The following is an 18298-nucleotide window of genomic DNA, read 5'->3' on the forward strand; positions in this document are numbered from 1 at the left end:
AAGAAATGTAACCACATGAATACTAATCGGAATATTGGCAACCTACGCTGGCATTATCCAGATCAGGTGGTACGGGTATTTCTCAGCCTTCACCAGGAAGGGCACCCCGAGTCGTTGAAACCGAAACATGTTACACCGGTTTCAGCGACAGGATACTGTCTGCACGCCATGTTGTAAATTGCGGGCCAACATTGCCGCATATCTGCACTTCATTTACACTTTTTACGAAATAACTGGAGTACTCACAAAATAGTGCTTGTCAGATATCCTGTAAGCCAGAAATGATACACGACTGATTTTGACGACCCGAATAAGTAGAGAGGATGGGTATGAAAAATAAAATGTTGCTGAGCGCACTTCTGCTTGCGAGCAGTGTCGTCTGGGCCGCACCGGCCACAAAAGCTGCCCCCACCGGAATTGATAAGTATGAGCTGAGCAGCTTTATTGCTGACTTCACCCATTTCAAACCCGGTGACAAGGTTCCACCACTGTATCTCACCGACGAATACACCATAAAGCAGTGGAATCTGCGCAACCTGCCCGCACCGACGGCAGGCACCCACTGGACCTACATGGGCGGCGCGTATGTGCTGGTCAATGATGCCGATGCTAAGATCATTAAAGCCTACGACGGCGAGATTTTTTATCATCGTTAATAGAATAAAAACACGTACTTTCAGCAAGAAAGTACGTGAAATAACCACCAATCAATCAGTCGTAAGATACCGCAAAGATCACTTTACTTTGTACCTCACCAGGCTGTAGTGATTCTCCTGTTACGCGAACATATTTCGCGGTGATGGGGAACGTGTAGCCACTTTTGATTTCAGTCAGTTTAGGTATTTTGTTCATCAGCGTATCCCCCAATTTCAACGGCGAGGTCGCACTGCCGTTGTAAATCTGGAAACCTACGCCCTTTGCACCACCCGTTAAAGTATTTATCAATATTGTCCCACTATCATTCCAGTCGCCACGCGCAACTTTAAAACTGACTGGATTGGTAGTGACGCCGTTGATACCTTCGCAACTCAGTGTGAGATCTGTAGAACCTGATTTAGTATTGTTTGCACTTAATATTTCTTTTAGAGTCGTATCCGGCATTTTTATCTCATATGTAGTTTTTGAGAAACGACAGGTTGTTGGTTTGTGCGTTACAGTGAAGTTCATATTCTGGGTAAAGGTTGAAGTATTCGACAACCGCTTTGTAGCCCAACAAAAAAGATAAGCTAACCAGTTTGCTGTGCAGTCATTTTCAGCAGTAATACTGACCGCTGAATCGCTCAAACTAAACGCATCGCCAGATACCGTCTGTTTTGCGGTACCTGAACTCAAATAACTTGCTGTAATGGTGAAATTCTTGGTATTTAGTGTTTCACCGGCACTTACAGTTGTTCGACCAATACTGACAGGAAAATCATTACTCGTTAAATTAATACTAATTAATACCTTCTTACCGCTGCTCCCCTGGATAGCAACAATATAATCCTTGAGGGGTGTTGCATAATATAAACTATCGGTATTAGCAGTACATGTTATATTGCCACTGGCATTGAGATTTACTTTTGCTGTCGCCTTACCGGATGTCATATCCAGATTGATTGTCGATGTTCCCCCGTTTAATGACTGAAACGTACATCCCGCCTGTACCCCAAAGGATGACAATAGCAAAAATAGTAAATACAGATACTCTTTCATATTTCGCATCCTTATCGGCAAATATAGACTTCATTCTCATCAATCGCCTTATCGAAGGTAATCGTGCAGAATTGTCCCAGCTGTTTATTAACCGCGACGCGCACCGACGCAGGAATGTCGTTGGTGCGAATAAATAACCGACTGCCCTGGCCGACCAGACCAATGTTATTACCCGCACTATCTTCAACCTCATAGCCAAACGATAACGGAGAGCCGTCCGGACGCTGGGCAAGAAAATACCAGGGTTTACGCCTGTCAGTTTCATACTCCGCCAGTACAACCGCACCGCGATAAGGTACCGCACCTTTGCGGTTGCCAAGTAAGGCAACATCGCTGTGGCTGTCAGAAAGATCCAGCATCAGCATATTTTCGCGATACGGGGTCAGGCCGTCATAAACCGCGTAACCTTTGCTGTTCGTCGTTAAGTAACGCTGTCCCTGCACCGCCGCCCCCTGTAACCCCGGCGCTTTAACAATGGCGAAAGTATCGGAAAGCCGGGACGTCAGCGCCACACCGTCAGACCACACCACAACACCGCCCTGAATATTACCGCTGGCCTGTTGATACTTATTCGACTGGCTGTAGCTGCCGCCCACAGTCGCCATTGCCGCGCGCCAGACCATGCTACCGCCCGCCGTTGTCTCGTTCTCTTGTCGTTGGTGACTGAGGTTGGCGCCATAGCTGAATTGATCGCGATTACCCGCCACCCCGCTTAAGCTGGCGTTATTCGACTGATAACCATCATCATCAAACGTTGTTGAGTTAGAAACGAACAGATCGCGCCGAGGAGCGGAAATACCGTCCCCCCACGAAAACGGGATGGAAATGTACAGGTTAAAACGCTTATCCTCGTGATTATCCTGATCGTACGTTTGGCTAACGGCAAAGGTATAGCTAACTCGCTGCCACGTGTTCGAATAACTCAACTGATAATCTTTACCCGTTCCACTACGTTGCCAGTAGTCACGCCACAAACCGCTGACGGCCAGAAATCCCCAATCAGCAGCCAGTACCTGGTTGATGTTCAGAGAAAAACTGTTCTTACGGCCAAAGTCGTTCTGATAGTAGTCCGCAAGGTCATAAACATCATTTTCATCGCGGTGATAGTGATTTTTATTATTCGCCCACACGTAGTCATTAAAGCTACGATAATCCCGCGATGAATAACGATAAGCTGCCAGCGCAAACTGCGTGCTGGTCTGGGCGACATACTTGTTCCACGCAACCTGATAGCTCTGACCATCAAAAACATCACCATTATCCTGTTCGCTATGTGATCGCGTGGCATCTACCAATACCGAGCCAATAGGTGTATTCCAGCCGGTCCCGAGCACAAATGAAGAATAATTCTGCGACAGCATTGTACCGCCATAGACCGTTAGCAAATTGTTCATACCATACTGATAACTGCCCTGTAGGAAATCATACTGATTGCCAGCCCCCTCAATATGGCTACGCCCGGCAGCAAAATCATATTTTGATACGCCTGACTGCAGCATATTCGGCACAGATGAATAAGGCACCAGGTAATGGGATACTGAGCCGTCGGCCTCTTTCACGCTCACATCTAAATCCGCGCCGCCGCCAGCAAGTTGCAGATCATCAATAGCAAATGGGCCTGGTGGAACTTCTTTCTGATAAATAACAAAGCCGTTTTGTTCGATGGTTACCAACGCGTTGCTCTGGGCAATCCCATGTACTACTGGGGTAAAATTCTGTTTTGAGTTCGGTAACATTTGCATATCACGCCAGATACGCACACCGCGAAAACGTACCGCGTCAAAGATATCTGAACCGGTGTACATATCTCCGGTACGTAGCGTGCCAAGTATTTGCGGGATACCGCGCTCCATATATAACGTGTTACTTTTCCAATTACCGCTGTTCTCGTTGCCTTTTATATAGTTGGCATTTGAGTGCAACTGCCATCCAAGCAGGTTCAACCCGCTATTCAGGTTCACATAGCTACTTTTATCATCGCCGCCGTGTTTATAATTACTGTAATACTGGCTGGCGTAATAAGATGTATAAAAAGCGTTAACCCCGCGTTCCCAGGTTTCAGGCGACATATATCCTGACTCATGTTCAAGCACATACGCATGCGGCACGCTTAGATTCAGAATAAATTGCCCTATGTCATAACCGACACTGCCGCCCTGAACTGCCGCGCGCAGTGGTACACACTCTACAGTTTTATCTGCTTTAATCCCCTCAGTACGAATACCAATTTTCTGCAACTGCGCCCAGGATAAGCATGCCGCATCCGGATCGGATTCAATATCAATATTATAATGACCCCGCCAATGATTATTTACATAAACATCCATTTCATACATTCCGGGCATTGGCTTATCGCCATCAATTTGATAGCGGGATATTTTTTCACCATTTAAACCACCGATCATAAAGTGGGTATCAAAGGTTTCTTCTTCAGCCCATGCAGATGATGAGGCCGTCAGCACCGACAGGATGGCCAGTGTAATCGAATTGATCTTTAACATAGCCAGTCCTTGAGCTATTTTTCAGTTTTTATTCTTTCACTCAAATAATTACCGTAATCGTCAATAAGTGTAACCTTGTAGTCACTAACAACAGCGGTAGTACTTAACATTTTCTCTGACCACGGTGCTAACAGTAACGTCTCTTTATTAATTTTTGAACTACCTATCAATTCAGGAATAGTAATCCAGTTAGCAGAATTATTTTTAATTCTTATCCCACCACTAGCATGACTGACATTCAGATGGGTAAAACTTTTTTTATCGACACCAGAAACACCCGGTGGGCGATAAATAAATTTGATGCGGTTCTGCATGGCAAATTTAATTATATTTTTACCTTCTGATTCCGCTGAATTAGGAGGTATATCGAGCACATTAAGAAAAAAAAGGCTTTCACGATCTTTCGGTAACGTATTTGCTAACTGCTTAATTTTCAGCTGCTGGCCGGAACCACCGCTAACCTTTGCTACTGGCGGAGTCATCACAAACGGTACCTGAATTTTCTCTGGCGGCAGGCTGGTATCACCATCGTCAATCCACGACTGAACCAGAGCACCACGACTGCCTTCGTTCATGATTTGCACGGTAATTTCTTTTTTCTGCGCCGGATAAATGACACGAGTGCCGTAAATATAAATACCTCCCCACGCCGGCATTACCGAGCCAGCAAAAAATAATATTAATAACTTTTTCATTATAATTATCCTTACTACAGCAAAAACCGGCGGCCACAGCCGCCGACAAACAGGATTGTAATCTTAATCAGTAACTACAGTCATCGTCAGCGAAGAGGCCACATCACCAGCGGTGACGTCAGTTGAACCCACTTTCGCGTAGCGCGCGCTAAAGTCCAGAACATATTTATTGTCTGCGGTTTTCGTTAAATTAATACTTGAATCAGGATTAACCTGTTTATCACCATAATAGACCGCAAAACCAGCACCATTATTTGATGCGGTATTTCGTGTAATGTGTTTATTATTACTGTCAAATTGCGAGCTGGAGAAAGTTATTTTCGGCGCTGCAGTACCAGTACATTCAACGGTTAAGGGAACGGTGGTTTTATTTGAGTATCCATCATAAACACCACCAGCGCTTAAGGTATTTAATCTGTCAGCACCAATTTGGTTCATACCAATGGTCGCCGTACTATCGCCCGTAAATTTACAGGTAGTTCCCACCACCTTACCAGTAATAATCAGTTCACCCTGATCGGTATCAGCAGCAAAAGCCCCTGCGCTCATAAATACAGCAGAAAGAACAGTAGCAGAAATGATTGAAGCTTTCATAATATCTTCCTTAATGAATTAATTTCTATTATTAAGAGGTGGTATTTCTTGAAATTAAATTCTCACAGGAAAAAAGTTACCGCAATGTAAACGCGTTGTTTTATTGACTTAACTCAAATTAATCATTGCAATATAATCACAACAAATAAGTGACAGTTTAAGTTATTATTAGAATTAATAACTTAATGGCATTAACTAGCTGGGGCGAGATTCTTCAAACAAATATAAAACTAGGCATCATTCTTCAAAACTATATCTAGCCATGAATAAAAAGAAACTTTTTTAATCATAGCTATTTAGCACGATCTGGCGCGAACTATCACCATGAACAATAACAATATCAGTCACCACGCCTCGCGCAGGCGAAGACGTCACATTGTTGATAGTTGAAAGATGAAGAGTTTCTCCACATCGTTGATGTATTTCATTATTTACAACATCAGTACTACAAGTCGGTTCGACTACCCTGCCGTCGATGGTTAAAGAGGCAGTATCGGAAGCAAAAACACTCATTCCATAAGTCAGAATTATAATTCCCATCAGCCAATGTTTTTTCATTTGATCATAACTCCTGTGGTTAACATCAAATAACATGCAGATGGCCTGTTAAGTGACAGTATGGGCGAAATACACCGCTCAATCCAATCGGAATTGTAGATTGATGGGATCAGATTGATCAATTTAAATGATGCATTAAAGAGGATTATTCAGAAAAAGACATGAATTATACAGGCTGGATAAATATCAGGGTTCAACTTTTCACTAAATACATTCACCGCATCAATATATTATTGATACGGCGAATGGATTAAAAACCACGGCTACAGCTAAAATTACACTGCGCGGAAGGCGATCTCACCAGGGATAACTTCTCCCTGCCAGTAGAGCTGGGCAGCGACACGCCCTGCCAGGCTGCGGTAAATGGCAGTAAATTCGCTGTCAGGACGGCTGATGACCGTCGGCATACCACGATCGAGGTCCTCACGCAGGGAAATATGCAGCGGCATCTGTCCCAGCAGTTGAGTGTGATACTGCTCTGCCAGCTTCTGCGCCCCGCCGGTGCCAAAGATTGGCTCGTGATGACCGCAGTTGCTGCAAATATGCATACTCATATTCTCAACAATACCCAGCACCGGTACTTCGACTTTTTCGAACATCACAATGCCTTTTTTGGCATCGATTAGTGCAATGTCCTGCGGAGTGGTCACCACAACAGCTCCCGTTACCGGAATGTTCTGCGCCAGCGTCAACTGGATGTCACCCGTACCCGGCGGCATATCCAGTACCAGGTAATCAAGATCCGGCCATAAGGTTTCCTGCAGCATCTGCAGCAACGCTTTGCTGGCCATCGGGCCACGCCACACCATCGCGTTATCATCAGTGACCAGATAACCAATGGAGTTCGTCGCCAGACCGTGAGACATGATCGGCGCCATGTGCGTACCGTCAGGTGAGGTTGGACGCTGGTTTTCCGCGCCGAGCATGGTCGGAATAGACGGGCCATAAATATCGGCGTCCAGAATCCCAACCTTCGCGCCTTCCGCAGCCAGCGCCAGCGCCAGGTTCACGGCGGTAGAGGATTTACCTACACCACCTTTACCCGAGCTGACTGCGATGATGTTTTTTACACCATTTATGCCCGGCTGGTTTTTCACGCGTTTTAACGTCGCGATGTTATGCGACAGTTTCCAGTCGATCGCTTTCGCACCGGTAATGCGCAGCAGGTCGGCACTACATTGCTCTTTTAAGTCCTCAAACGCGCTATGCCAGACGAACGGCATGACCAGCTCAACGTGCAACGTGTCATCCATCCAGGCGACGTGATGCAACGCTTTAAGCGTCGTCAGATTATGCTTCAGGGTTGAATGCTGAAAATTCGCCAGCGTCCCGGCAACCATGGCGCGCAGGGTCTCTGGTGATTTGGCCTGGGATTGTGCGTTCATCCCGACTCCTTTTTGTTGTTCTGAATATACAATAGTCACCGCTAGTTTACTCCAACGGCAACAATTATTCATTTACGGATAAATGCCCTTATCGCTTGGCGCAGTAATTACCATTTTGGTACTATCAAAGCCCTTTTCACTACAAAAGAAGTAATTGCCTACTATGACTCAAGTCGCGAAGAAAATTCTGGTAACGTGCGCGCTGCCGTACGCCAACGGCTCTATCCACCTCGGCCATATGCTGGAGCACATCCAGGCTGATGTCTGGGTCCGTTACCAGCGAATGCGCGGCCACCAGGTTAACTTCATCTGCGCAGACGACGCACACGGTACGCCAATCATGCTGAAAGCGCAGCAGCTTGGGGTCACGCCAGAGCAGATGATCGGTGAAATGAGTCAGGAGCATCAGACTGATTTTGCGGGTTTTGACATCAGCTATGACAACTACCACTCTACGCACAGCGAAGAGAACCGTGAATTGTCTGAGCTGATTTACACACGTCTGAAGGAGAACGGTTTTATTAAGAACCGTACTATCTCCCAGCTTTACGATCCAGAAAAAGGCATGTTCCTACCGGATCGTTTCGTTAAAGGCACCTGCCCGAAATGTAAATCTCCGGATCAGTACGGCGATAACTGTGAAGTGTGCGGCGCAACCTACAGCCCTACCGAGCTTATCGAGCCGAAATCTGTGGTTTCTGGCGCGACGCCGGAAATGCGTGACTCCGAACACTTCTTCTTTGACCTGCCGTCATTCAGCGAAATGTTGCAGGCGTGGACACGCAGCGGTGCGTTGCAGGAGCAAGTGGCGAACAAAATGCAGGAATGGTTCGAATCCGGCCTGCAGCAGTGGGATATTTCCCGCGATTCCCCATACTTCGGTTTTGAAATCCCGAACGCGCCCGGCAAGTACTTCTACGTCTGGCTGGATGCGCCAATCGGCTATATGGGCTCGTTCAAAAACCTGTGCGACAAGCGCGGCGACACAACCAGCTTTGATGAGTACTGGAAGAAAGATTCCGACGCCGAGCTGTATCACTTCATCGGTAAGGATATCGTCTACTTCCACAGCCTGTTCTGGCCTGCCATGCTGGAAGGCAGTAACTTCCGTAAGCCGACTAACCTGTTCGTTCACGGGTATGTGACGGTAAACGGCGCGAAGATGTCTAAATCTCGCGGCACTTTCATTAAGGCCAGCACCTGGCTGAAGCACTTTGACGCCGACAGCCTGCGCTACTACTACACGGCGAAGCTTTCTTCACGTATTGATGATATCGACCTGAACCTGGAAGATTTTGTCCAGCGCGTCAACGCTGATATCGTCAACAAAGTGGTCAACCTGGCGTCCCGTAACGCGGGCTTTATCAGTAAGCGCTTTGACGGCGTGCTGGCGGCTGAACTGGCCGATCCTGCGCTGTATAAAACCTTTACAGACGCTGCAGTGGTGATTGGTGAAGCGTGGGAAAACCGTGAATTCGGTAAAGCAATCCGCGAAATCATGGCGCTGGCCGACGTAGCTAACCGCTACGTTGACGAACAGGCTCCGTGGGTCGTGGCTAAACAGGAAGGCCGTGACGCCGACCTGCAGGCAATTTGCTCCATGGGCATTAACCTGTTCCGCGTCCTGATGACCTGGCTGAAGCCGGTACTGCCGACGCTTGCTGAACGTGTCGAAGCATTCCTCAACAGCGAACTGACCTGGGATGGCATCGAACAACCGCTGCTCGGTCATAAAGTCAACACCTTTAAGGCGCTCTACAACCGCATCGACATGAAACAAGTTGAAGCGCTGGTTGAGGCGTCGAAAGAAGAAGTGAAAGCCGCTGCCGCACCGGTAACCGGCCCACTGGCGGATGATCCAATTCAGGAAACCATCACTTTTGACGATTTCGCCAAAGTTGATCTGCGCGTGGCGCTGATTGAAAACGCAGAGTTCGTGGAAGGTTCCGATAAACTGCTGCGCCTGACGCTGGATCTCGGCGGCGAGAAGCGCAACGTTTTCTCTGGTATTCGTTCTGCTTATCCGGATCCGCAGACCCTGATTGGGCGTCAGACCATTATGGTTGCCAACCTGGCTCCTCGTAAGATGCGCTTCGGCATTTCTGAAGGGATGGTGATGGCAGCAGGTCCTGGTGGGAAAGATATCTTCCTGTTAAGCCCGGATGAAGGTGCAAAACCAGGCCAACAGGTGAAGTAAGTTAGAAACAACAAGCGCTGCAACCGCAGCGCTTTTTTTATTGCATCAATTCTTCCCCTAATCTGAAATTCTCCCCTGCTCCATTTCCGGACTGCTCAGCCACTGCTATTCGCCTTATTCTATCTCTCACTGGTATTCGATATTCATAAAATGGAGTTTTACATGAAAGCGTTGCAAAAATTTGTTTCTCTCGCTGTTGCGTCGATTGTTGTTTTTTTCCTGGCTGGATGTGGTGATAAAGAAGAAACGAAAACATTCAATGCCAATCTTAACGGTTCTGATATCACCGTTTCTTACACGTATAAAGGTGATAAGGTCCTGAAGCAAATCTCTGAAAGTAAAATCAGCTATGCGTCAGTCGGTGCCAGCAATAAAGAAGAAGCAGCAATAGTATTCAACGCGTTAAGCACCAAATATCAAAACATTACTGGTATAGAAGAAAAACTTACCTATTCAGATACCTACGCGCAAGAAAATGTCACTATCGATATGGAAAAAGTTGATATAAAAGCGTTGCAGGCCATTTCAGGGATTAAACTATCTGAAAACGCCGATAAAAACATCAGCATGAAGCAAATGCAAACGGTAATGGAATCGGCGGGTTTTAAAGAAGTGAAGTAAAGCATCGGCGACCCGATTTTGATCGTGGTCGCCAGCGCTGCTTTACGCTTTCTTTTTATGCTCTCGCGACGTTAAACCACGCAGGAAATAACGCAGGAACTGATCGCCGCATTCGCGATAATTCTTATGGTCCGGTGCGCGCATCATAGCGGTAATTTCCGGCATCGACACACGGAATTTCTGCTCGGTCATAATCGCCAGAATATCATCGGTTTTCAGCGAAAAGGCGATACGCAGCTTTTTCAGCACCGTATTGTTATTAACACGACGCTCAAGCGCCAGTTCCGGCGCAGAATCATCTTTGCCGCGCAGATGATAAATCAGACCGTTTAAAAAACCGGAAAGAATGATATCCGGGCAGCGAACAAACCCGTCTTCATCTTCTTTTGTCGTCCAGGTATCGAAATTTGCGGAGATGGATTCCATGTCAGCAAGCGCAAGAATACGCACCATGTCGTTATTGTTCGCTTTCAGGGTGTAGCGCAGGCTACGAAGAATATCGTTACTTAGCATAGAGCCTTCAACTGTCGGTGATGCAATGGCGCGCAGTGTATCAGTTTTACAGTCCAATCGCCTCTTTTAGACTTTTAAGATAACGACGACTTACCGGAACCGTCAGACCGTTACGTAAAATCAACTCGGCCTGGCCGTTGTCTTCCAGACGTATCTCCTGTAATTGCGCCATATTCACCAGGTATTGTCGATGACAGCGCAAAAGCGGCGTGCGACTCTCCAGCGTTCTGAGTGTAAGCTCGGTAAAGCCTTCTTTGCCGTCGCTGCTGGTCACATACACGCCACTCATACGGCTGCTGATAAACGCCACGTCATCCATTTGCAGTAAATAAATTCGGCTGTGGCCGCTGCACGGAATAAATTTCAGCGCCTGTTGATTCTCTGGCAGTAGCGAAACATCCTGTTTCGTGCGTTCCTGACGCAAACGGCTCAGCGTTTTTTCCAGCCGCGCCTCTTCAATCGGCTTGAGAAGATAATCAAACGCGTGTTCTTCAAATGCTTTCACCGCATATTCATCAAAAGCGGTCAGGAAAACAATGTACGGGCGATGCTCGGGATCAAGCATGCCAACCATTTCCAGACCGCTGATACGCGGCATCTGAATATCAAGGAACAGGACATCCGGACGCAGTTTATGTACCGCGCCGATGGCTTCCACCGCATTCGAACATTCGCCAACAATCTCGATGTCGCTTTGCTCTTGCAACAGGATCCGCAGATTCTCCCGCGCTAACGGTTCGTCATCGACAATCAGCACTTTGATCATGCCAGTTCCTCCAGAGGAAGTCGTAAAGTGATTCGGGTAAAGCGGTCAGGTTCACACGCTACGCTGATGCCAAAATCATCGCCAAACCGCTCGCGCAGTCGTTTATCAACCAGACTCATACCCAATCCGCTGGCCTCAGACGTTGGCTGATACAACCCGGCATTATCTTCAATATCCAGCATCAGATACTGTCCTTCGCGACGGGCGGTAATCGACACTTCCCCGGTATCCAGCAGCTGAGAGGTACCGTGCTTGATAGCATTCTCCACAATAGGTTGTAGGGTAAAGGCGGGTAATTGCTGATACGAAAGCGCATCCGGCACCGTCAAAGTTACCTGCAGGCGCGACTGAAACCGTGCCTTTTCAATTTGCAAATAAGCGTTAACGTGTTCAATTTCATCGGCCAGCGTCACAATCTCCGATGGGCGTTTTAAGTTTTTGCGAAAGAACGTCGACAGATACTGCACCAGTTGGCTGGCCTGCTCGCTATCACGTCGGATCACGGCTTTGATCGTGTTGAGCGCATTAAACAGAAAATGGGGATTCACCTGCGCATGCAGTAGTTTGATTTCCGACTGCGTGAGCATCGCTTTTTGCCGCTCATACTGCCCGGCCAGTATCTGCGCCGAAAGCAGTTGGGCGATCCCTTCCCCCAACGTGCGGTTGATCGAGCTAAAGAGACGGTTTTTGGCCTCATACAATTTGATGGTCCCCATCACCCTCTGGTTCTCTCCCCGCAAAGGGATCACTAGCGTCGAGCCTAATTTGCATTGCGGATGCAAAGAGCAGCGATAAGGGACTTCATTGCCGTCGGCATAAACCACCTCTCCGGTTTCAATCGCCCTCTGAGTGTACGAGGAAGAGATAGGTTTACCCGGCAGATGATGGTCGTCACCGATACCGGTAAACGCCAGCAGCTTCTCGCGGTCGGTAATCGCCACGGCACCGATGTCCAGCTCTTCATACAGCACCTGAGCGACTTTCATGCTGTTAACCTCGTTGAAGCCCTGGCGCAAAATCCCTTCCGTTGAGGCGGCAACTTTGAGCGCGGTGGCGGAAAAAGCCGAAGTATATTTTTCAAACATCGCTCGTTTATCGAGCAAAATACGCATAAACAAGGCCGCGCCCACGGTATTCGTCACCATCATCGGCGCGGCGATATTGCTGACCAGTCGATAGGCATCATCAAACGGCCGGGCGATTAATAAGATGATCAACATCTGCACCAGTTCGGCGACAAAAGTTATGGCACCCGCCGTCAACGGGCTGAAGACTTTATCGGTACGGCCACGGCGGGTAAGCACGCTATGCACCAGCCCGCCAAGCAAACCTTCCACAATGGTCGAAATCATGCAGCTAAGTGCCGTCATTCCGCCCATCGAATAACGATGCAAACCGCCGGTCAGGCCAACTAAACCTCCGACCACCGGGCCGCCAAGCAACCCGCCCATTACAGCGCCAATAGCGCGAGTGTTCGCAATGGAGTCATCAATGTGCAGCCCGAAATAGGTGCCCAAAATGCAGAAAATGGAAAAGGTAACGTAGCAAAGCAGTTTGTGCGGCAACCGGATAGTCACCTGCATCAGCGGAATAAACAAACGCGTTTTGCTCATGAGCCACGCGATAACGAGAAACACGCACATCTGCTGAAGCAGCAGCAACACCAGATTAAACTCGTACATACCCGCCAACCACACATCACTTAAAAGCGCGTAACATACATGGGCTGCGCGTAACTTTCTTTGAAGTGTTGCAAAAAAAAAGGAATTTGTGAGAACGATCACTCGAAAGCGCGAGCATGGCTACAAACCCACCCATTTATTGATCAAAAAACAGCCAAAACTACCTGGTTCGCAAAAGAGCGTCTAAAGTAAAACTGGGACCTCGCAAGCATAAGTGAGACAACGATGGCGCTTTACACAATAGGTGAAGTGGCTTTGCTTTGTGATATCAACCCTGTCACTTTACGCGCGTGGCAGAGGCGTTACGGATTACTGAAACCGCAGCGGACAGATGGCGGGCATCGCCTGTTCAACGACGCGGATATCGACCGGATCCGTGAGATAAAACGCTGGATCAACAATGGCGTTCAGGTCAGTAAGGTAAAAACGTTGCTCAGCAATGAAAATATTGATGTGCATAACGGCTGGCGCGAACAACAAGAGACGCTGTTGAGCTATTTGCAAAGTAGTAATCTGCACAGCCTCAGAATGTGGATCAAAGAGCGTGGTCAGGATTATCCCGCACAAACGCTCAACACCCATTTATTCATTCCGTTACGCCGACGTCTGCAATGTCAGCAGCCGATCCTCCAGGCGTTACTGGGGATCCTCGACGGCGTCCTCATTAATTACATCGCGATTTGTCTGGCTTCGGCACGCAAGAAACAGGGCAAAGATGCCCTGGTTGTCGGCTGGAATATTCATGATACCACCCGCTTATGGTTGGAGGGGTGGGTCGCCAGCCAGCAGGGATGGCGCGTTGACGTCCTCGCCCACTCACTGAACCAATTGCGACCAGAGCTGTTTGCAGGCCGCACCTTACTTATCTGGTGCGGCGAAAGCCAAACGCCCGCTCAGGAGCAACAGTTAAGCGAATGGCGCGCGTTAGGTCACGATATTTATCCACTCGGTATTTAGAGCCTACTGGGATAAGCTCTTAATATTTTATTAACAAAAGTGTACAATCCTTAGATTCACATAAGGAGTGCATAATGAACGCAGCTAAAATCGGTGTCATCACCCTCTTCCTGCTGATGGCCATCGGCGGTATCGGCGGTGTCATGCTGGCAGGTTACACATTCATTTTACGTGCAGGGTAAGGCAGCTCGCTAATCGTTCAAATCCGCGGTCGACAATTACCGCCGCCAGCGCGACCAGCAGGGCTCCCTGAATCACATAGGCGGTATTGAACCCGCTAAGCCCGATGATAATCGGCGTGCCCAGCGTATTTGCCCCGACGGTTGAAGCTATCGTTGCGGTGCCAATATTAATAATGACCGACGTGCGAATGCCCGCCAGAATAACCGGTGCCGCCAGCGGCAACTCCACTTTACGCAGCCGCTGCCCCTGACTCATGCCCATTCCACTGGCGATATCCATCACGCTGGAAGAAATGCCGCCAAGTCCCGCCAGAGTTGCCTGTAAGATCGGTAATACCCCATACAGGATCAGCGCAATAATTGCAGGCTCAGGACCAAACCCCATCACCGGTACGGCAATAGCCAGCACAGCGACCGGAGGAAATGTCTGCCCCACGGCGGCAATGGTTTCCACTATCGGTCTGAATTCCGTGCCCCAGGGTCGGGTTACCGCAATACCCGCCCCAACGCCAATCAATACGGCGATAAGGCTTGAGATCCCCACCAGAGAAAAATGGGCCAGCGCCAACGCCATAAAACTTTCCTGCTGATACACGGGGCGCGGCAACGCAGGGAACAGCGAACTAAACAGGGCCTGACTATGAGGCAACCCCACCAACAGGATCAGGAACACGACAATAAGCCATAGCAGCGGATCAGCAAGACGTTTCACGGGTCGGCATCTCCGAAAGCAAATCGCGAAAATGAAGCGTACCGCAGGACAATCCCTGCGTGGTCACGACCGGCAATACGTCGCAGCCACGCGCCACAAACACCGACAACGCATCACGAAGCGTCATTTCATCCACCAGCGGCTCGCCGTCCGAGTGTTCGCCGCGACGGATAAAATCACCTACCGTACGCAACGACAACAGCCGTACGCCCAGTTCACTGCGGCCAAAAAAAGTTTGCACGAAATCATTCGCTGGCGCGGTCAGCATCGACAGCGGTATACCTTGCTGGACAACCTTTCCAGCATCCATCAGGACCAGATGCTCAGCCAGCCTTAGCGCCTCGTCGATATCATGCGTCACTAACACAATAGTACGCCCCAGCAAACGGTGAATACGCGTCATCTCCTGCTGTAGCGCACCACGGGTGACAGGATCCAGCGCGCCAAAAGGCTCATCCATCAGTAGTACCTGCGGATCTGCCGCCAACGCGCGCGCAACCCCGACCCGTTGCTGCTGTCCGCCGGAAAGCTGATGCGGATAACGGTGACGCAAATTCGCCTCAAGGCCCAGCAGGGCCATCAGTTCATCTGTGCGGTCATCAATACGTGAGCGCGACCACTTTTGCAGCTGCGGTACGGTGGCGATGTTCTGCGCGACGGTCCAATGGGGAAACAAACCAATAGACTGAATCGCGTACCCCATGCGCCGCCTTAGCTCCAGCACCGGCAGGCTACGAATTTCTTCTCCGGCAAAACGGATCTGCCCACTGTCGTGCTCAACCAGTCGGTTAATCATCTTCAGCGTGGTGGACTTCCCCGAACCTGACGTACCGATTAACACCGAAAAGCTGCCCTCCCCTAACTGCAGGTTAAGGTCATCGACGGCTTTTTGCTGACCATAGATTTTACTGACGTGACGAAATTCAATCATTATTCGATACCTTTAGCAGCGCGAGCCCTAAATCAAACAGCGCATCAATCAACACTGCCAAGACAACAACCGGGATCACACCCAACAGCACTAAATCAACGGCGCTACTGAGCAATCCCTGAAAGACCAGGGTGCCAAATCCCCCTGCGCCAATCAGCGCGGCTATCACGGCCATCCCCACCGTCTGGACCATCACCACGCGCAAACTGCGTAAGAAGACCGGCAGCGCCAGGGGAAATTGCACTGAGATAAACCGCTGACGCGTGCTCATCCCCATCGCCCGGGCGCTTTCCAGCACATCGTGCGGAACCTGATTCAGGCCAGCAACGACGCCACGAACCAGCGGTAACAGCGCATACAACACCAACGCAATAAGCGCAGGCGTCAGACCGGTTCCGGCAACACCGAGCGAGCCCAACACGGGAAAGTGCTTCACCAGCCCGGCCAGCGGCGCAATTAACAGGCCAAACAGCGCGACGGAGGGAATGGTCTGGATGATGTTCAGTAGTGCGAAAACTGGCCCCTGGCGGGCGACGGAAAAAGCACACCAGACGCCCAGCGGCACGCCAATAAGCAACGCGGGCACCACGGTTGCGAACAGAATCGTCAAATGTTGCGCCAGCGCATCGTTAAAGACGTCCTGACGATTGGCATACTCTTTAAGCAGAGAAAGATCGTTAAGCGTGCCGGAGAACAAAAGCACCAGCGGCACAATGAATATTTGCGCATGCAGCACCCAACGCCACAGCGCCTTAGCGGTGATGCGACGAATAGCGTCACTGGCGGCCAGCAGCATCAGCCCCACGCCTAACCAGAACCCGCTGCCCAGGCTGGTTCTGGCCAGCGGACTACCCGTCTTCGCCAGATACGTTGCCGTTGTACCTGCGGTTACCAGCGCGGCAATCACCAACAGTTGGCAAACGATAAGCGCCAATATATTGCCGGACCTTCCCGGTACAACGCTCAACACACACAGCAGCAAACAGGCCACCGCCAATCCCCATGTCGTGTAGGAGCTGATATCCCAGAGTTGACGACCTTCGCCGGACACCAGGCGATTGGGAGCATAGCTAATAAAAGGAAGCGCTGCCGCCGCGAAAGTAAGAAGCACCAGCAGCAACAGCACCCGATTGACTGAAAAATTCGACAAAACACCCACCCGCTGCAGACGCCGTTACTTAACCCATCCTTTTTGCTTCAGGTAATCTGCTGCGACTTTTTTCGCATCCAGTCCCTCCACGGCAATGCTGGCATTCAGCTGTTGCAACGTTTTTTCATCCAGGCTGGCAAATACCGGTTGCAGCCATTCTCCCATTTGCGGGTAGTCCTTCAGCACCGATTCACGCACGACGGGCGCTGGCGCATAAATGGGCTGGACGCCTTTTGGATCGCTCAATGTTTGCAAACCCAACGCCGCAACCGGACCATCGGTGCCATAGGCCATCGCCGCATTGACCCCTGAGGTCTGCTGCGCCGCTGCTTTAATCGTCACCGCGGTATCCCCTCCCGCCAGCGACAGCAGCTGATTCTGATTCAGTTTAAAATCATAGGCTTTTTCAAACGCAGGCAGCGCGTCAGCCCGCTCGATGAATTCCGCAGAGGCGGCAAGTTTGAACGTCCCTCCCTCTTTCAGGTAGCGGCCTAAATCAGCAAGGGACTCAAGTTTGTTCTTTTGCGCGACATCCTGACGTACCGCAATGGTCCAGGTGTTGTTGGCGGGGGCAGGCGTTAGCCAGACCAGCTTATTTTTCTCAGCGTCCAGCTTTTTCACTTTTTCATAACCAGCGCTGGCATTTTTCCACGCCGGATCATTTTCATCTTTAAAAAAGAATGCCCCATTGCCGGTGTATTCCGGATAAATATCCAGCTCACCAGAGGTAATTGCCCCACGCACCACCGGAGTAGTCCCCAGCTGCACTTTATTGACGGTTTTCACGCCATGGCTTTCGAGCACCTGCAAAATAATATTGCCGAGCAGCGCGCCTTCGGTATCTATTTTTGAACCGACCGTGACGGGTGACGCGGCCTGTAAGGGCATGCTCACCACCGCTAACAACGCCAGCGAACCCACCCAAACTTTTGAGATTATCATGCAGCTCTCCTCATTCTTTTACGGCTCCTTTCAGAGACTTGAGGAAAAAGCATAGTCGAAAAATCAGGCATTAACCTGGCAATTGGGTAATAACGCTGAGAGATATTCTCGGTAAGGCGATCATAAAATAAAAAAATCCGGCAAACCCAAAGTGAATTTGCCGGATGATCTGATTTTGCAGGCCCGATAAGTGTATCCATCTGGCATGATGCGTGGC

Annotated in this window: 18 protein-coding genes and 1 riboswitch; of the genes, 5 read left to right on the top strand and 13 right to left on the bottom strand. The window is 49.4% G+C overall.

Annotated features, from left to right (window positions below):
- Nucleotides 1-23 precede the first annotated feature (23 nt).
- Nucleotides 24-119: riboswitch (TPP riboswitch) on the bottom strand.
- 204 nt (nucleotides 120-323) lie between these two features.
- Nucleotides 324-656: an RcnB family protein gene (locus ACU8YC_RS05410; protein WP_187253394.1), complete on the top strand. Its 333-nt coding sequence runs from the start codon at nucleotides 324-326 to the stop codon at nucleotides 654-656.
- Between the two features lie 55 nt (nucleotides 657-711).
- On the opposite strand, the gene ACU8YC_RS05415 is transcribed toward ACU8YC_RS05410, so the two are convergent.
- The 6 genes from ACU8YC_RS05415 to apbC all read right to left on the bottom strand — a co-directional run bounded on the left by ACU8YC_RS05415 (nucleotide 712) and on the right by apbC (nucleotide 7428).
- Nucleotides 712-1695, bottom strand: coding sequence for a fimbrial protein (locus ACU8YC_RS05415; protein ID WP_151219801.1), 984 nt, complete (start codon nucleotides 1693-1695; stop codon nucleotides 712-714).
- Nucleotides 1696-1706: 11 nt separating this feature from the next.
- On the bottom strand, nucleotides 1707-4196 hold the full coding sequence (locus tag ACU8YC_RS05420) for a fimbrial biogenesis outer membrane usher protein (RefSeq protein ID WP_446895100.1): 2490 nt from the start codon (nucleotides 4194-4196) through the stop codon (nucleotides 1707-1709).
- 14 nt (nucleotides 4197-4210) lie between these two features.
- Nucleotides 4211-4891, bottom strand: a complete 681-nt coding sequence (locus ACU8YC_RS05425) for a fimbrial assembly chaperone (RefSeq protein ID WP_252837759.1) — start codon at nucleotides 4889-4891, stop codon at nucleotides 4211-4213.
- A gap of 63 nt (nucleotides 4892-4954) precedes the next feature.
- Entirely contained in the window at nucleotides 4955-5485 is a 531-nt protein-coding gene (gene yehD / locus ACU8YC_RS05430) for a fimbrial protein YehD (protein WP_151219803.1), read from the bottom strand.
- A 282-nt stretch (nucleotides 5486-5767) separates the two neighbouring features.
- A complete protein-coding gene (locus ACU8YC_RS05435) occupies nucleotides 5768-6043 on the bottom strand; it encodes a DUF2574 family protein (RefSeq protein WP_151224717.1) in 276 nt (91 codons plus the stop codon).
- A gap of 275 nt (nucleotides 6044-6318) precedes the next feature.
- On the bottom strand, nucleotides 6319-7428 hold the full coding sequence (gene apbC / locus ACU8YC_RS05440; RefSeq protein ID WP_048211189.1) for an iron-sulfur cluster carrier protein ApbC: 1110 nt from the start codon (nucleotides 7426-7428) through the stop codon (nucleotides 6319-6321).
- Between the two features lie 163 nt (nucleotides 7429-7591).
- Between apbC and metG the strand changes: the two genes are divergently transcribed.
- Both metG and ACU8YC_RS05450 read left to right on the top strand, forming a co-directional pair.
- Nucleotides 7592-9625: a methionine--tRNA ligase gene (metG, locus tag ACU8YC_RS05445; protein ID WP_151224718.1), complete on the top strand. Its 2034-nt coding sequence runs from the start codon at nucleotides 7592-7594 to the stop codon at nucleotides 9623-9625.
- 162 nt (nucleotides 9626-9787) lie between these two features.
- Nucleotides 9788-10246, top strand: coding sequence for a YehR family lipoprotein (locus ACU8YC_RS05450; RefSeq protein WP_187253397.1), 459 nt, complete (start codon nucleotides 9788-9790; stop codon nucleotides 10244-10246).
- Between the two features lie 42 nt (nucleotides 10247-10288).
- On the opposite strand, the gene ACU8YC_RS05455 is transcribed toward ACU8YC_RS05450, so the two are convergent.
- The 3 genes from ACU8YC_RS05455 to ACU8YC_RS05465 are packed head-to-tail and all read right to left on the bottom strand — an operon-like array spanning nucleotide 10289 to nucleotide 13207.
- On the bottom strand, nucleotides 10289-10759 hold the full coding sequence (locus ACU8YC_RS05455) for a YehS family protein (RefSeq protein ID WP_003027346.1): 471 nt from the start codon (nucleotides 10757-10759) through the stop codon (nucleotides 10289-10291).
- A 46-nt stretch (nucleotides 10760-10805) separates the two neighbouring features.
- Nucleotides 10806-11525, bottom strand: a complete 720-nt coding sequence (gene btsR / locus ACU8YC_RS05460; RefSeq protein WP_103770480.1) for a two-component system response regulator BtsR — start codon at nucleotides 11523-11525, stop codon at nucleotides 10806-10808.
- Complete coding sequence (locus tag ACU8YC_RS05465; RefSeq protein ID WP_151219809.1) at nucleotides 11522-13207, bottom strand: sensor histidine kinase; 1686 nt, start codon at nucleotides 13205-13207, stop codon at nucleotides 11522-11524. Before ACU8YC_RS05465 ends, btsR begins: the two co-directional genes overlap by 4 nt.
- A 225-nt stretch (nucleotides 13208-13432) precedes the next feature.
- Between ACU8YC_RS05465 and mlrA the strand changes: the two genes are divergently transcribed.
- Together mlrA and ACU8YC_RS05475 are read left to right on the top strand one after the other, a co-directional pair.
- A complete protein-coding gene (gene mlrA / locus ACU8YC_RS05470; protein WP_151219810.1) occupies nucleotides 13433-14164 on the top strand; it encodes an HTH-type transcriptional regulator MlrA in 732 nt (243 codons plus the stop codon).
- A gap of 74 nt (nucleotides 14165-14238) precedes the next feature.
- A complete protein-coding gene (locus tag ACU8YC_RS05475; protein ID WP_151219811.1) occupies nucleotides 14239-14346 on the top strand; it encodes a protein YohO in 108 nt (35 codons plus the stop codon).
- Here the strand turns inward: ACU8YC_RS05475 and ACU8YC_RS05480 are convergent.
- From ACU8YC_RS05480 to osmF, 4 genes are read right to left on the bottom strand one after another with little or no spacing between them, the layout of a single operon-like run.
- The gene (locus ACU8YC_RS05480) at nucleotides 14327-15058 is read right to left on the bottom strand and encodes an ABC transporter permease (protein WP_187258709.1); all 732 of its coding nucleotides are present in this window, start codon (nucleotides 15056-15058) and stop codon (nucleotides 14327-14329) included. The two genes, ACU8YC_RS05475 and ACU8YC_RS05480, sit on opposite strands and share 20 nt — an antisense overlap.
- Nucleotides 15042-15989: an ABC transporter ATP-binding protein gene (locus ACU8YC_RS05485; protein WP_446895101.1), complete on the bottom strand. Its 948-nt coding sequence runs from the start codon at nucleotides 15987-15989 to the stop codon at nucleotides 15042-15044. The genes ACU8YC_RS05480 and ACU8YC_RS05485 overlap by 17 nt, the downstream gene beginning before the upstream one ends.
- A complete protein-coding gene (locus ACU8YC_RS05490) occupies nucleotides 15982-17148 on the bottom strand; it encodes an ABC transporter permease (protein ID WP_446895102.1) in 1167 nt (388 codons plus the stop codon). Before ACU8YC_RS05490 ends, ACU8YC_RS05485 begins: the two co-directional genes overlap by 8 nt.
- Before the next feature lie 15 nt (nucleotides 17149-17163).
- Nucleotides 17164-18081 (bottom strand): glycine betaine ABC transporter substrate-binding protein OsmF, encoded by a 918-nt coding sequence (gene osmF, locus ACU8YC_RS05495; protein ID WP_252837763.1) that lies wholly within the window; start codon nucleotides 18079-18081, stop codon nucleotides 17164-17166.
- Nucleotides 18082-18298: the final 217 nt, after the last annotated feature.

It is taken from the genome of Citrobacter sp. VF227 (assembly GCF_052950715.1).